This is a genomic window from Ornithinimicrobium sp. F0845 (assembly GCF_023015765.1).
GTDB lineage: Bacteria > Actinomycetota > Actinomycetes > Actinomycetales > Dermatophilaceae > Ornithinicoccus.
Genome location: NZ_JALKAL010000007.1, coordinates 156,594 through 169,796 on the forward strand (window position 1 = coordinate 156,594; position 13,203 = coordinate 169,796).

The 13,203-nt window shown below is 72.0% G+C and carries 16 protein-coding genes; 9 read left to right on the forward strand and 7 right to left on the reverse strand.

All coding sequences use genetic code 11. The features are described 5' to 3' along the window. Nucleotides 1-10: 10 nt before the first annotated feature. From MWU75_RS11910 to MWU75_RS11920, 3 genes are read left to right on the forward strand one after another with little or no spacing between them, the layout of a single operon-like run. A complete protein-coding gene (locus tag MWU75_RS11910) occupies nt 11-994 on the forward strand; it encodes an ATP-binding cassette domain-containing protein (RefSeq protein WP_247090911.1) in 984 nt (327 codons plus the stop codon). After that, the gene (locus MWU75_RS11915) at nt 991-1,815 is read left to right on the forward strand and encodes an ABC transporter permease (RefSeq protein ID WP_247090913.1); all 825 of its coding nucleotides are present in this window, start codon (nt 991-993) and stop codon (nt 1,813-1,815) included. Before MWU75_RS11910 ends, MWU75_RS11915 begins: the two co-directional genes overlap by 4 nt. Before the next feature lie 15 nt (nt 1,816-1,830). After that, the gene (locus MWU75_RS11920; protein ID WP_247090915.1) at nt 1,831-2,808 is read left to right on the forward strand and encodes a YafY family protein; all 978 of its coding nucleotides are present in this window, start codon (nt 1,831-1,833) and stop codon (nt 2,806-2,808) included. 98 nt (nt 2,809-2,906) lie between these two features. Here the strand turns inward: MWU75_RS11920 and MWU75_RS11925 are convergent, their stop codons facing one another. The 3 genes from MWU75_RS11925 to MWU75_RS11935 all read right to left on the reverse strand — a co-directional run bounded on the left by MWU75_RS11925 (nt 2,907) and on the right by MWU75_RS11935 (nt 4,178). Further along, entirely contained in the window at nt 2,907-3,164 is a 258-nt protein-coding gene (locus MWU75_RS11925; RefSeq protein ID WP_247090917.1) for a type II toxin-antitoxin system RelE/ParE family toxin, read from the reverse strand. Nucleotides 3,165-3,167: 3 nt separating this feature from the next. Beyond that, entirely contained in the window at nt 3,168-3,413 is a 246-nt protein-coding gene (locus MWU75_RS11930; protein WP_247090919.1) for a type II toxin-antitoxin system Phd/YefM family antitoxin, read from the reverse strand. Nucleotides 3,414-3,611: 198 nt separating this feature from the next. Then, nucleotides 3,612-4,178, reverse strand: a complete 567-nt coding sequence (locus tag MWU75_RS11935) for an AAA family ATPase (protein ID WP_247090921.1) — start codon at nt 4,176-4,178, stop codon at nt 3,612-3,614. A 26-nt stretch (nt 4,179-4,204) separates the two neighbouring features. On the opposite strand from MWU75_RS11935, the gene MWU75_RS11940 reads away from it, so the two are divergent. Continuing rightward, on the forward strand, nt 4,205-4,867 hold the full coding sequence (locus MWU75_RS11940; RefSeq protein WP_247090923.1) for a Type 1 glutamine amidotransferase-like domain-containing protein: 663 nt from the start codon (nt 4,205-4,207) through the stop codon (nt 4,865-4,867). Between the two features lie 30 nt (nt 4,868-4,897). Here MWU75_RS11940 and MWU75_RS11945 read toward each other — a convergent pair whose 3' ends face one another. Next, the gene (locus tag MWU75_RS11945) at nt 4,898-5,782 is read right to left on the reverse strand and encodes a hypothetical protein (protein WP_247090925.1); all 885 of its coding nucleotides are present in this window, start codon (nt 5,780-5,782) and stop codon (nt 4,898-4,900) included. 62 nt (nt 5,783-5,844) lie between these two features. Here MWU75_RS11945 and MWU75_RS11950 point away from each other — a divergent pair, with 62 nt between their 5' ends. Together MWU75_RS11950 and MWU75_RS11955 are read left to right on the forward strand one after the other, a co-directional pair. Further along, nucleotides 5,845-7,197 carry a histidine kinase gene (locus MWU75_RS11950; RefSeq protein WP_247090927.1) on the forward strand — a complete coding sequence of 451 codons (1,353 nt, stop codon included), beginning with the start codon at nt 5,845-5,847 and terminating at the stop codon, nt 7,195-7,197. Then, nucleotides 7,194-7,823: a response regulator transcription factor gene (locus MWU75_RS11955; RefSeq protein ID WP_247090930.1), complete on the forward strand. Its 630-nt coding sequence runs from the start codon at nt 7,194-7,196 to the stop codon at nt 7,821-7,823. The genes MWU75_RS11950 and MWU75_RS11955 overlap by 4 nt, the downstream gene beginning before the upstream one ends. A 46-nt stretch (nt 7,824-7,869) precedes the next feature. Here MWU75_RS11955 and MWU75_RS11960 read toward each other — a convergent pair whose 3' ends face one another. The 3 genes from MWU75_RS11960 to MWU75_RS11970 form a co-directional block, all read right to left on the reverse strand. After that, nucleotides 7,870-9,777 carry a BCCT family transporter gene (locus tag MWU75_RS11960; protein WP_247091220.1) on the reverse strand — a complete coding sequence of 636 codons (1,908 nt, stop codon included), beginning with the start codon at nt 9,775-9,777 and terminating at the stop codon, nt 7,870-7,872. Between the two features lie 184 nt (nt 9,778-9,961). Next, nucleotides 9,962-10,432 carry a YbaK/EbsC family protein gene (locus MWU75_RS11965; RefSeq protein WP_247090932.1) on the reverse strand — a complete coding sequence of 157 codons (471 nt, stop codon included), beginning with the start codon at nt 10,430-10,432 and terminating at the stop codon, nt 9,962-9,964. Nucleotides 10,433-10,488: 56 nt separating this feature from the next. Beyond that, nucleotides 10,489-10,767: a hypothetical protein gene (locus MWU75_RS11970; protein ID WP_247090934.1), complete on the reverse strand. Its 279-nt coding sequence runs from the start codon at nt 10,765-10,767 to the stop codon at nt 10,489-10,491. A 213-nt stretch (nt 10,768-10,980) separates the two neighbouring features. Here MWU75_RS11970 and MWU75_RS11975 point away from each other — a divergent pair, with 213 nt between their 5' ends. From MWU75_RS11975 to MWU75_RS11985, 3 genes are read left to right on the forward strand one after another with little or no spacing between them, the layout of a single operon-like run. Next, the gene (locus tag MWU75_RS11975; protein ID WP_247090936.1) at nt 10,981-11,472 is read left to right on the forward strand and encodes an anthrone oxygenase family protein; all 492 of its coding nucleotides are present in this window, start codon (nt 10,981-10,983) and stop codon (nt 11,470-11,472) included. A gap of 57 nt (nt 11,473-11,529) precedes the next feature. Next, a complete protein-coding gene (locus tag MWU75_RS11980) occupies nt 11,530-12,150 on the forward strand; it encodes an SDR family oxidoreductase (RefSeq protein ID WP_247090938.1) in 621 nt (206 codons plus the stop codon). Between the two features lie 35 nt (nt 12,151-12,185). Then, a complete protein-coding gene (locus MWU75_RS11985) occupies nt 12,186-13,142 on the forward strand; it encodes an AraC family transcriptional regulator (RefSeq protein ID WP_247090940.1) in 957 nt (318 codons plus the stop codon). The last annotated feature ends 61 nt before the right edge of the window (nt 13,143-13,203 follow it).

Genomic DNA, 13,203 nt, shown 5'->3' on the forward strand with positions numbered 1-13,203 from the left:
GGACGCGGACATGATCCACGCGGAGGGACTGACGAAGGACTTCGTCGGCCACAAGGAGACGGTGCACGCCGTGCGCGGCATCGACCTGCACGTCGAGCGCGGCGAGACCGTCGCCGTGCTCGGCCCCAACGGGGCGGGCAAGACGACCACGATGCGGATGCTCACCACCCTGACCACGCCGACCGCGGGCACGGCACGGGTGGCGGGCTTCGACGTGCAGCGCGACCCGGCGCAGGTGCGGCGGCGCCTGGGCTACGTCGGCCAGGGCAACGGGGCCGGGCACGGGCAGCGCGCCCTGGACGAGCTCTACAGCCAGGGCGTCACCTTCGGCCTGGGCCGCCGGGAGTCCCGCGCCAGGGCCCAGGAGCTCATGGACGGGCTCGACCTGGCCGGCAAGGAGCGGACCAAGGTCTCCGACCTCTCCGGCGGTCAGCGCCGCCGGCTCGACGTCGCGATGGGCCTGATGCACGCGCCCGAGCTGCTCGTGCTCGACGAGCCGTCCACCGGGCTCGACCCGCACAACCGCGCCAACCTCTGGGAGCACATCGGGCAGCTGCGCCGGGAGCGGGCGATGACGCTGCTGCTGACCACCCACTACCTGGACGAGGCGGACGCCATGGCCGAGCGCGTGGTCATCGTCGACCACGGCAGCATCATCGCCGACGACACCCCCGAGCGGCTCAAGAGCCAGCACGCCGGTGACCGGCTGACCGTCACCGCCGGCGGCACGGAGTATGCCGTGCGGCTGGCCGAGCTGCTCTCCTCCTGGACGGGCACGGGGCAGGTCGAGGTCGCTGGCGCGACCGTCACCGCCGGTGTCGCGGCCGGGTCCACCCGCGTCGCGGAGCTGGTCCGCGCGGCGGACGCACACGGCATACTGCTCGCCGACATCCAGGTCCGGCGACCCACCCTGGACGACGTCTTCCTGACCCTCACCGGCCGCAGCCTGCGCGAGACCGGCGCCACCCACGAGGCCGAGGAGGCCGCAGCATGAGCACCACGACCCTGACCCAGTCCCCCGCCCCGACGGCCGAGCCGACCACCGAGCCGCCCCGGCGTTCGCTGGCCCGCGACACCGGCATCGTGCTGGCGCGCGAGCTGAGGCCGGTGCTGGGCGACCCGTTCTCGGTGATCTTCTCGCTGATCCAGCCGCTGTTCTTCCTCGGCCTGTTCGGGCCTCTGCTGGTCGGCAACCTGGAGGCCGGGGTGCCCGGCGGGAGCGTGTGGCAGTGGTTCGTCCCCGCGATCATCGTGATGATCTCGCTGTTCGGCTCCAGCACCGTCGGCGCCAACCTGCTCTTCGAGCTGCAGACCGGCGCCCACGAGCGGATGCTGGTGACCCCGCTGGGCCGCTCCTCGCTGCTGGTCGGCCGGGCGCTCAAGGAGATCGTCACCCTCGTCGTCCAGGCGCTGATCATCGTCCTGGTCATGCTGCCGTTCGGGTTCACCCTCTATCCGGTCGGCGCGGTGCTCGGCCTGGCGCTGCTCGCGGTGCTGGGCGTCGGGATCAGCTCGCTGAGCTATGCCCTCGCGCTGGCCGTGCGCAAGCAGGACTGGATGTTCTGGATCGTCCAGCAGACCCTCGTGTTCCCGCTGATGATCCTGTCCGGCATGCTGCTGCCGCTGGAGGGCGGGCCGGGCTGGATGCAGGCGCTGGCCAAGGTCAACCCGCTGACCTACATCGTCGACGCGGAGCGGGCGCTGTTCGCCGGTGACCTCGGGGCGCCCGCGGTGCTCTGGGGCTTCGTGGCCGCGGGGCTGACCGCCGTCGTCGGTCTCTGGCTGGGCATCCGGTCGATGCGGCACAGCGACTGACCGGGAGGATCTGAGATGCCCACACCCGCAGGACGCCTGCTCACTCTCCTGTCCCTGCTGCAGGCCAGGCGCGACTGGAGCGGCTCCGACCTGGCCGGACGGCTCGAGGTGAGTGCCCGCACGGTCCGGCGGGACGTGGACCGGCTGCGGGAGATGGGCTACCCGGTCCAGACGACCAAGGGACCCGACGGCGGCTACCGCCTGGCACCGGGGTCGGACCTGCCGCCGATGCTGTTCGACGACGACCAGGCCGTCGCCGTCGCGGTCGCCCTGCAGACCGCGGCGGGCAGCATCGGCGGGATCGAGGAGGCCTCCCTGCGGGCGCTCACCACGATCCGGCAGGTCATGCCCTCGCGGTTGCGCCACCGGGTCGACGCGCTGCAGGTCACCGCCGTGGGTTCCAGTGCGGGTCCGCCACCGGTCGACGCCCAGCGGCTGCTCGCGGTGGGCACCGCCTGCCGGGACCACGAGGTGCTGCGGTTCGGCTACACCGCCAAGGACGGGGTCGAGTCGGTCCGGCGGGTCGAGCCGCACCGGCTGGTGAGCTGGGGACGCCGCTGGTATCTCGTCGCCTGGGACCTCGAGCGCGACGACTGGCGCACCTTCCGGGTCGACCGGCTGACTCCCCGCGTGCCGACCGGGCCGCGGTTCACGCCGCGGGAGCTGACCGACGAGCGGGTCGCCGAGCTGGTGCGACCCCCTGAGTCGGCCTCGCCCTGGCAGGTCCGTGGGACGGTCCTGATGCGGGCGCCTGCCTCGCTGGTCACCCAGTGGGTGCCGCCCTACCAGGGCAGCGTCACGGCGGTGGACGAGGAGTCGTGCCTGGTCGACGTCGGCTCCTGGTCCTACCCGTCCCTGGCCGGGTGGCTACTGCTCTTCGAGGCCGACTTCGAGGTGATCAGCCCGCCCGAGCTGCGGTCCGCCCTGGACGACACCGCCGCCCGGCTGGCGCGGGCAGTGGCTGCCTCGGCCGAGAAGCCTGCGCGTCCCTGAGCGATGCTGCTGCTGTTCGTCTATGCACGACGCTCGTCTTCCAGCGGAAGGCGGCCGATGAGGCCCGCGGAACTCGACACCGCTGCCGACCGCGAGGCTCATCGCTCGTAGACATCACGACGATGGCCGAGCGTGACGACCACGACGAGCAGTCTGGTGTCCTCCACCGTGTAGATGATGCGGTAGTTGCCGACGCGGATGCGCAGGCCGTCCCGACCGCGGAGTGCCCTTGCTCCGGGCGGTCTCGGATCGGCAGCCAACAGAGCGATGGCTCCACGGATGCGGGCCTGGTGCTGTCGATCGATGCGTTTCAGCGCGCGTAGGGCGGCGGGTCGCACCTCGATCTCATACGCCACCAGTCACCACCCGAGGTCGGTCTTAACCTGCTCCCACGGGATGTTCGGGCCCTCTTCGGCCATCGCTGCGTCGAAGGCAGCGACATCCTCCGCCTCCTCCGCCGCTTCCATCAGTCGGTGGTATTCCGCAGGGCTGATCACGACTGCCTCAGTCTCGCCCCGGCGCTCAACGAAGACCGCCTCGTGCTGCGCGGTCTCAATGACGGCGGCAAATCTCTTGCGTGCCTCAGAGGCGGAAATGGCTGACATGCGCCAATTGTACAAAATCTGCAGTGAACTGTACATATCGACTCGGTCCCGTCTGCGCGTCCCTGAGCGATGCGACATATTGTGCGGCGTGCGTCAGGGACCGCACTCGGCGCACGATATGTCGCATCGCTCGGTGAGGTGCCAGGCCGCCAGCCGCTCCACGTCGAGCCGGGCAGCCGCCCAGCAGGAGGCATCGGGTCACCGGAGGGTGTCGACCCACTCGATGATGCTGGCTGCGGACTCCGCCGGGGACACCCCAACGGTGTCGAGGACGAGGTGCGGGTGCTGGTCGAGGAGCTCGCTCGCCACATGGTCACCGTCGGCCGAGGTCATCTGCCACGTGGCCTCCATCTGCCGAACGTTGTCGTCGGACCACTCGAGGTCCCGCTTCGACGCCTTGTGCAGGAGCCGTTCCTCCGTGCGGTTGCGAGCCAGCCGGGTGTCCAGGTCGGCTCGCAGCTCGACGAAGGCGACGCGCTCGAAGATGCCGACGTAGTCCTCCACCTCCACCAGATCGTCCTGGCTGTCGAGCGCCCAGACGACGGAGAAGATCAGGTCGACGTCATGCCTGGCCGCCTCCTCCAGCACGCGCCGCCGGAACTCCCGGTTGAGCGTGGTGAAGGGAGGGGTGCCGTAGCCGAAGGTCTCCAGCAGGGGCTCGATCGTCATGTGGTTGTGGAACAGGCGGAAGGAGCTGCTCTCCGCGACCGCCCGGCCTATGGTCATCTTGCCCACGGCCGGCGGACCGAAGAGCACGAGAAGCATGTGCCGCAGCATGGCACAGTGGCAGCGTGAAGCTGCTGCTGACCTCCGGTGGCGTGACCAACTCGAGCATCCACGCCGCCCTCGACCGCCTCCTGGGCCAACCGGTTGCCGAGTCCCATGCCCTGGTCGTGCCGACCGCGCAGTGGGGGCACCCGGCGTGCGGACCGGCCTCGGTGCAGGGACTGGTCGCGGCCGGCGACCGATGGCAGCAGCTGACCGGCCTCGGCTGGGGATCGCTCGGTGTCCTCGAGCTCACCGCGCTGCCCACGATCGGTGCACAACGCTGGCTCCCGTGGGTCCGGCAGGCCGACGTCCTCCTCGTCGACGGCGGCGATGCGACCTACCTGTGCCACTGGATGCGGGCGTCCGGCCTGGCCGACGAACTCGACTCGCTGACCGACACGGTGTGGGTCGGCGTCAGCGCCGGGAGCATGGTGCTGACGCCCCGCATCGGCACCCTCTTCGTCGAGTGGTCCGACGCACCCGACGACCGGACCCTCGGGGTGGTGGACTTCTCGATCTTCCCGCACCTGGACGCCTTCCCGACCAACACCCTGGCCGAGGCGGAGCGGTGGGCCGCACACCTCGGCGCTCCCGCCTACGCCATCGACGAGCAGACGGCCATCACGGTCGTCGACGGCACGGTCGAGGTGGTCTCCGAGGGACGGTGGAAGGCCTTCGGTTTCTAACCGCCCGGCCTCCGGGCGGTAGCGCCCCCATCACCGGCCGCGCAGCCGCAGGGCCAGCGCCCCGACACCGGCGAACCCAGCCACGGCCCGCAGCAACGAGGCACCAACCGTGGCCCAGTCGACCGAGGCCTGGCCGACCAGGTCGTTCGGCACGAGCAGGGTGACCGCCAGGAAGGTGCCCCACGCGGCCAGCGCACCGGTGCCCACGAACGCCGCGACCACGGTGACGCGCCCCGCACCGGGCCGCGTCAGGCCCATCAGCGCCAAGGCGGCGACGCCGCTGATCACGAGGTCGACGAGCCGGTTGCTCAGCGGCACGTCGGAGAGCACGAGGTGGGCTGCACCGGCCAGCACGGCGAGCGCAGCCGCGGCCCGCAGCGCCGCACGGGACCTCGGGCCCGCCACGGGGAGCGGGCGCCCGCCCCACCGCTGCCAGCCGTAGATCGCGAAGGCACCGAGCAGCCCGATGCCCAGGCCGGCGAACCCGGCATACACCATCCCGTAGACCCAGCCGTCGATCGGCGGCACCTCCCCGGTCGTGGGCTGTGCCGGGCTGACCGCCTGCCAGACCAGGTTGATCGGCAGCGTCACGAGGATCTGGCCGAGCAGACCGGCGCCGATCCACATCGGCGGCAGCACCAGCCACAGCGGCGCCCGGATGCCGCGGCGGAAGAAGAAGACCCCGGCCAGGACGAGCGCCACGACGTCGAGCCCCATGGTGAGACTGTTGAGCAGCGTCAGCCCCGCGCCGTGGCCGAACTCGGGGTCCTGCAGACCGACCCGCGAGCCGGACAGCCAGGCGATCTTGAGCACCAGGTAGGGCAGGGTCATCACCGCCGCGAACGCCGCCAGCGAGCGGCGGGCCGGCCCCACGGGTGGCAGGTCCGCGGTGGACGCGTTCCGGGCAGAGGGCATGGTGGTCGGGTGAGTGGGTGAAGAGGTCTGTCGCGTGTTCATGAGACCACCGTCCCCGCAGTATGCCGACGCTCGCCTCACCCGCACTGGTGGTCCTGCTCCCTCGCTCGGGTGAGCAGGTGCGGGCCACGGGCTGGGAGGATGGGGACATGGTCACCCGCTGGACGAAGGGACTGCTCCACCTCCTGGTGGGCGGTGCCTGCGCGGCTCTGGTGGCCTGGCTGGTCTTCGGGTTCAGCCAGACGGTCGTCCACACCTCCGGCCCGGTGCAGATCACGATGGCGGCCCTGGTGCTGCTGACCCTCGCCCTGGTCGGGTGGCTGCTGCTCACGCCACCGGTGCGCCCGGCCGAGGTGGCGCTGGCCCGCGCCCTGCTCGACGTCGAGCTGCCGGAGCCGGTGGACACCACCTCGTGGGGCGCCCGCGGCCGGGGCCCGGTGTGGGCGAGCGCCGTCATCGTGCTGGGCGGGCTGTCCCTGCTGGCCCTGCTGTGGTGCCTGCCCCAGGGCCTGGCGATGGTCGTCCTGGCGTTCAGCGACGACTCAGCCGCGCTGCTGCCCTCCGGGCTGGACGACCTGCCTCCGCTCGTGCTGGTGCCACTCGGGCTGCTGGTGGCGGCAGCGGGACTCCTGGTCCAGCCGCTGCTGGTCGTCCTGCTCCGGCGCCTCGCCCGGCCGATGCTCGGGCCGACCGCGCAGGACCGGCTGGCGCACGCCGAGCACCAGCGGCGCGAGCTGCTGCGTGCCCACGAGCTGGCGCGCGAGCTGCACGACTCCGTGGGGCACGCGCTGACGGCGATCGGGGTGCAGGCCGAGGCAGGTGCTCGGGTCGCCGGTGCAGATCCCGGCTTCGCCCGGGAGGCGCTGGAGCAGATCTCGGTGACCACGCGGGCGGCGGTCGCCGAGCTGGACGAGGTGCTCGGCACCCTGCGCACGGGGGCGGAGTCCCGCCACGCAACGCGCTCGGCGGGGGTGGAGTCGAGCTCGGCGGGGGTCGACTCCCGCCACGCGACGCGCTCGGCGGGGGTGGAGTCGCGCCACGCGCTGCAGGCACTGCTGGCTCCGTTCGGCCCCGCCGGCTCGGGGACCGTCCGGACCGACCTCGACGGTGAGGTCGCGGAGCAGGCCGGGCACACGGCATACCGGGTCGTGCAGGAGGCCGTGAGCAACGCCCGCCGGCACGGCTCCGCAGACCCCAGCGGACACGTGCGGCTGCGGGACGGCTGGATCGAGGTGCTGCTGGAGAACCCGGTGCCAGCCGACGCCCCGACGACTCACTCGGGCGGGCGCGGCCTGGTCGGGATGCGTGAGCGGCTGGCCCTGGTGGGCGGCAGCCTGGACGCAGGACCCGCGAGGGTCGACGGTCAGGACGGGTGGCGGCTGGTCGCCAGGATCCCGGCGCGGGAGGTCTCATGACCCGGGTGCTCGTCGTCGACGACGACGCGATGGTGCGCTCCGGCTTCGCGGCGATCCTCGGCGCCGAGCCGGACCTGGAGGTGGTGGGGCAGGCGGCCGACGGGGCCGAGGCGCTGACCCGGACCCGGTCGCTGGCTCCGGACGTCGTGGTGATGGACGTGCGGATGCCCCGGGTCGACGGGATCGAGGCCACGCGGCGCCTGCTGCGGCTGGACCCGGCGCCGCGCGTGCTGGTGGTCACGACGTTCGAGCACGACTCCTATGTCATGGAGGCGCTGGAGGCCGGGGCGCACGGGTTCCTGCTCAAGCGGGCCGGCGCCGACCAGCTCGTGCACGCCGTGCGCACGGTCGCCAGCACCGACGGGCTGCTCTTCCCGGAGGCGATCCGCGACCTGGTGCGTGCGGCCCGACCCGCGTCCGCGAGGCAGCTGCCCGAGCTCTCCGACCGGGAGGCCGAGGTGCTGCGGCTGCTCGCCCGCGGCCTGTCCAACGCCGAGATCGCCGGGGAGCTCTATCTCGGGCAGGAGACCGTCAAGACCCACGTGCGGTCCCTGCTGGCCAAGCTCGCGGTGCGCGACCGCACGCAGGCGGTGGTGGCGGCCTTCGAGTCGGGCTTCGTCGGCTGACGCACGGGCACCGGCCCGCGTGCGGGCTCATGGGCCGGGAGCCGGGTCAGGACGAATTGGAGTCGGTGTCCTCGCCGGGCGCTCGGTCAGGGCCGGCGTCGGTGCGCGCCGTCGGCGGTGCACCGGTCACCGACGCTGGGTCAGGGCCGGCGTCGGTGCGCGCCGTGGGCGGTGCACCGGTCACCGACGCGGGCTCCTTCAGCGGGCCGGCGCTGAGCTGCTTGAGATCGGGCACGCCGTTCTCGGAGTGCTCGACGACGATGGCGATCTCCTCGTCGCCGTGCGTCGCCACGCCCGTCACCACCGCCTGCCGGAGCATGTCGACGGCCTTCTCGCGGCGCCGCATCATCGGGTCGTTGCGCAGGTCCATGTGCAGCGCCAGACACAGGCCGGCCATCACCAGGACGAACGGCAGCGCCGACAGGATGGTGATGTTCTTGAGCCCGTTGAGCGCGGCACTGGGGTTGTCCCCCGTGCCGGCCATGAGCATCACCGCGGCCACGCCCCCGGTGAGGGCACCCCAGAAGATCACGGTCCTGCGCGAGGGCTCCAGCGTCCCCCGCTCGGACAGCGAGCCCATCACCATGGACGCCGCGTCGGCGCCCGAGACGAAGAAGATGCCGACCAGGACCATCACCAGGACGCTGGTGATGCCGGCGAGCGGCAGCTGGTCCAGCATGCTGAACAGCGCCAGGTCGAAGGAGAGCGGTCCGACCTCGACGGGGGCCGAGGTGTCCGCGATGGCACCCGTGGCCTCCTGGATGCGGATGGCCGCACCGCCGAAGACGGCGAACCAGATGACGCTGACGATGCTCGGCACCAGGATCACGCCGGTCACGAACTCGCGGATGGTGCGACCACGGCTGATCCGGGCCAGGAACATGCCCACGAACGGCGTCCACGACACCCACCAGGCCCAGTAGAAGACGGTCCATCCGGCCAGCCAGGCGTCCATCGCGTCGCCGCCGCTGGCGTTGGTCCGCGAGGCCATCTCCGTGAGATCGGTGAAGTACTGACCGATCGAGGTCGGCACGATGTTGAGGATCGCGACGGTCGGGCCCACGAGGAAGACGAAGACCGCCAGCAGCAGCGCCAGCACCATGTTGGTGTTGGACAGCCACTGGATGCCCTTGGCCACGCCGGAGACCGCGGAGGCGATGAACGCACAGGTCAGGATCGCGATGATCACGACCAGCACCGGCGTGCCGACCGTGCCGAACCAGCCGTTGAAGGTGAGCCCACCACCGATCTGCAGGGCGCCCAGGCCCAGCGAGGCGGCCGACCCGAAGAGGGTGGCGAAGATGGCCAGGATGTTGATGACCTTGCCGACCCAGCCGTTGGTGCGCTCCTGCCCGAGCAGGGGCTCGAAGACCGAGGAGATCAGCTGCGGGCGTCCCTTGCGGAAGGTGCTGTAGGCCACCGCGATCCCGACCACGGCGTAGATCGCCCAGGGGTGCAGCGACCAGTGGAAGATCGTGGTCGCCATCGCCTGCTCGAGGGCGGCCGCCTGCTGGGCCGGGGTCTGGAGCAGGCCGTCCGCGCCGACGTAGTTGGCCGGGTCGTAGGCGGTGCCGGGCGGCACGATGTAGTGGTAGAGCGGCTCGGCGACGCCGTAGAACATGAGGCCGATGCCCATCCCGGCGCTGAACATCATCGCGATCCAGGAGATGGTCCGGAACTCCGGCTTCTCGTCGTCCTTGCCGAGCGGGATGGTGCCGTAGCGGCTCGCCGCCAGCCACAGCACGAACACGACGAACATCGAGGCCAGGAGCACGAAGACCCACCCGGTGTTGCGCATCGCCCACCCCAGCGCCGTCTCGGCCGAGCTGCCGAGCGACTCGGTGCCCAGGAAGCCCCAGGCCACGAACGCCACCGCGATGACGGAGGCCACGCCGAAGATCACCCGGTCGACACCGCCACCGTGGTGGCCGGCCTCCTCGGCGGTGCTGAACATGTGCTCGAGCAGCTCGTGCTCGGTCTCCGCGGTGGGCCGCTCCTCCTCGCGGCGTGCGTCGGTGCTCTCCTCGGTGGGCGTCGTCTCCGTAGCCACCATTGCCTCTCAGCCCCCGCTCAGGGAGCGCGTATCACTTGACCAGCCTCTCCACAGTGTCGGAATCGACGTGGGACGGCAACCTGGTCTAGCCCTCGGCGGTCACGTCGGCGACCTGCGCGCCGAGGGCCAGCAGGGCCGCACCGGAGGCCACGGTGAGGCCCACCCCGTGCGCGCCGCCGCCCATCGAGATGGGCCGGTCCGGCTCGGCCACCAGGGTGTCGGCGATGACCGGCCAGGCCGTGGTCGACCCGAACGGCGTGATCGTCCCCCGCTCGTATCCGGTCGCGGCCAGCGCCGTGTCGGCGTCCGGCATCGACAGGCGGCTGACACCGAGCAGGGCGCGCAGCTTGGGCCAGGAGATCTCGCGGCCGCCGGGAACCAGCACGAACAGGTAGTCGCCCTCGGCCCGCCGCACGACCAGCGTCTTGATCAGGTCGCCCGGCTCGACACCGCGGGCAGCCGCCGCCTCCTCCAGGCTCCGGACCCGCCCGTGGCGCGTCACGGCATACTCCAGACCGGCGGCCTCGACCGCCGCGATCGCGCTCTCCTCAGCCATCCCGCCACGATACTGGCGCCCGCCCCGTGGTGCGGGGGCGGACGCCAGCGATCGGGTCAGGCCTGCGGGGTGAGCGTGAAGCCCACGCCCTCCTCGGTCTGCGCGGCGTCCAGCATCTGCCCCTCCAGCATCGGGGCGGCGTCCTCGGCGAGGTAGACGTGGCCGGTGCCCGCCTCGACCGACACGTCGGTGGGCTGCGGCTCCGGGACGACGCTCACCTCCAGCCGACCCTGGTCGGGGCCGAGCGCCAGGCGCAGGCCAGCGGTGTCGGGGAGCTCCTCGGCGTCGGTCAGACCCTTGACGACGGCCTGGGCGTTCTCGGAAATGGTGAGCATGTGCGACTCCTGTCTTCGGTGCGGTCGCCGGCGGCTGCCGACGTCGACGCTTACGACCACCTCGCGGGGCAATGCGCACGCGCCTCGGACACCTCCACCCTGCGCGACCACCGGGGGGTGGAGTCAAGTCGCCCGCCGATATGAGCGTCTGGAGTATGCCGTGGAGCAGGTCAGCCATGGCCAGGGCGCCCCAGTGCACGGTTCCCTTGAGTCATGAGCACCTTCTGGGCCGACGCCTCACTCGTCGGAGCGACACTGACCACCGGACTGACCGCCGGGCTGCTCTACGCCTTCGCGCACTCGGTCATGCCCGGGCTGGGCACCCTCGGTGACACCGACTCTCTCCGGGGCTTCCAGCGCATCGACGCGGCCGTCGCGAACCCCTGGATGGGCCTGGCCTTCCTGGGCAGCCCGGTCCTGGCGCTCGCCGCGCTGCTCCTGCACCTGCCGGAGGGCGGGGCCGTCCTCCTCTGGCTGAGCATCGCGGTGGCCCTCATCGTCGTCACCCTGGCGATCACCGTGACGATCCACCTGCCGCTCAACGCCCGGGTCCAGCAGGCCGCGCCGGAGTTTCCGGCCGCGGCGGCCCTCCGGGAGGCCTTTGAGAGTCGGTGGGTGCGGTGGAACCTCGCCCGCACCGTCACCTCGGTCGCGTCCCTCGTCTGCCTGTTGGTCACCCTGCTCCTGACGCACCGGGCCGCCTGACCCGACCACTCGCCATACTCCCCCCGCTCCCACCACCCATCACGAAGGAGACTCCTCATGCACCTCACCGTCTTCGGAGCCACCGGCAGCGTCGGCTCCCTGGTCGTCGACCGTGCCCTCGCCGCCGGGCACACCGTCACCGCCCACACTCGCGACGCCGCGAAGGTCCGGCAGGAGCACGAGCACCTCCGCGTCGTGGAGGGCGATGTCACCGACCCGGCCGACTGCCGCACGGCCCTGGTGGGCGCCGACGCCGTGATCATCACCCTCGGCAACGGCCGGCACGGGACCGTCCGCGAGGCGGGCACCCGTGCTGTGGTCGAGGCGATGCACGACGTCGGCGTCCGCCGGATCATCTGCCAGTCGACGCTCGGCGTCGGCGCGAGCCGGGACAACCTGAACCTGCTGTGGCGCTACGCGATGTTCGGGGCGCTGCTGCGCCAGGCGTATGCCGACCACGTGCGGCAGGAGGAGGTCGTCACCTCCAGCGGCCTGGACTGGACGATCGTGCGGCCCAGCGCCTTCACCGACCAGGCGGTCGAGGGGGTCCGGCACGGCTTCGGCACCGACGCCCGGGGCCTGGCGCTGAAGATCTCCCGTGGGCAGGTCGCCGACTTCCTCGTGGCCCAGCTCGACGAGGACGGTCTCCTGCACCGGCACGTGGCCCTGTCGGCCTGATGGGCGACTTGGCGGACGCCGATAGCCTGATGGCTGTGGATGTCCTCGAGGCCCTGCTCGACGGACCGCGGGCCCGCGGCGCGTTCCTGCTGCGGGCCGTGCTGGACCCGCCGTGGTCCCTGCGCATCGAGGACGACGCGCCGCTCACCCTGATCGCACCCCTGCACAGCTCGCTGTGGGTGCGCCCCGACGACGCCGAACCCGTCGCGGTCCCGGAGGGCGGCGTGGTGGTCGTCCGCGGACCGGAGCACTACACGGTGACCGACACCCCCGGCATACTGCCCGATGTCGTGGTCTATCCGGGTGGCCGCTGCACCAGCGTCGCGGACGGCCGCGGCCTGTGGGACGAACGCTCCTTGGGCGTGCGCACCTGGGGTGTCCCCGGCGGCGCCGCGCAGATCCTGGTGGGCTCCTACGAGGGCCACGGCGAGGCGAGCCGGCCGTTGCTGTCGGCGCTGCCCCGGGTCGCGGTGCACGATCCCGGGGACGCGGGCAACCCGCTGCTGGACGTGCTCGTCGCCGAGCTGGCCGTCGAGTCGCCCGGCCAGCGGGCCCTGCTCGACCGGCTGCTCGACGTGCTGCTGATCTCGACGCTGCGCAGCTGGTTCACCGCGCAGGCGGACCAGGCCCCCGGGTGGTTTCGCGCCCAGCAGGACCCGGCGGTCGGGGCGGCCCTGACGCTGCTGCACCGCGACGTCGCCCACCCCTGGACCGTCGAGGAGCTGGCCGAGCGGGTCGGCGTCTCGCGGGCCTCGCTGGGGCGGCGGTTCACCGGCACCGTGGGCGAGCCTCCGATGAGCTATCTCGCGAGCTGGCGACTGGCCCTGGCGGCAGACCGGCTGACCTCCTCGGACGCGACGGTCGCGGCCATCGCCCGACAGGTCGGCTACGGGACGCCGTTCTCGTTGAGCACGGCGTTCAAGCGGGCCTACGGGATGAGTCCGCAGCAGTACCGCCAGGCGCCTCCGCCCTCGGTCGTGTCCGGCGCCTGAGCTCGCCCGGGGGCGGGCTCATCCCGTGCATCCAAGCGGTGCATCCCAATCCGGGATGTAG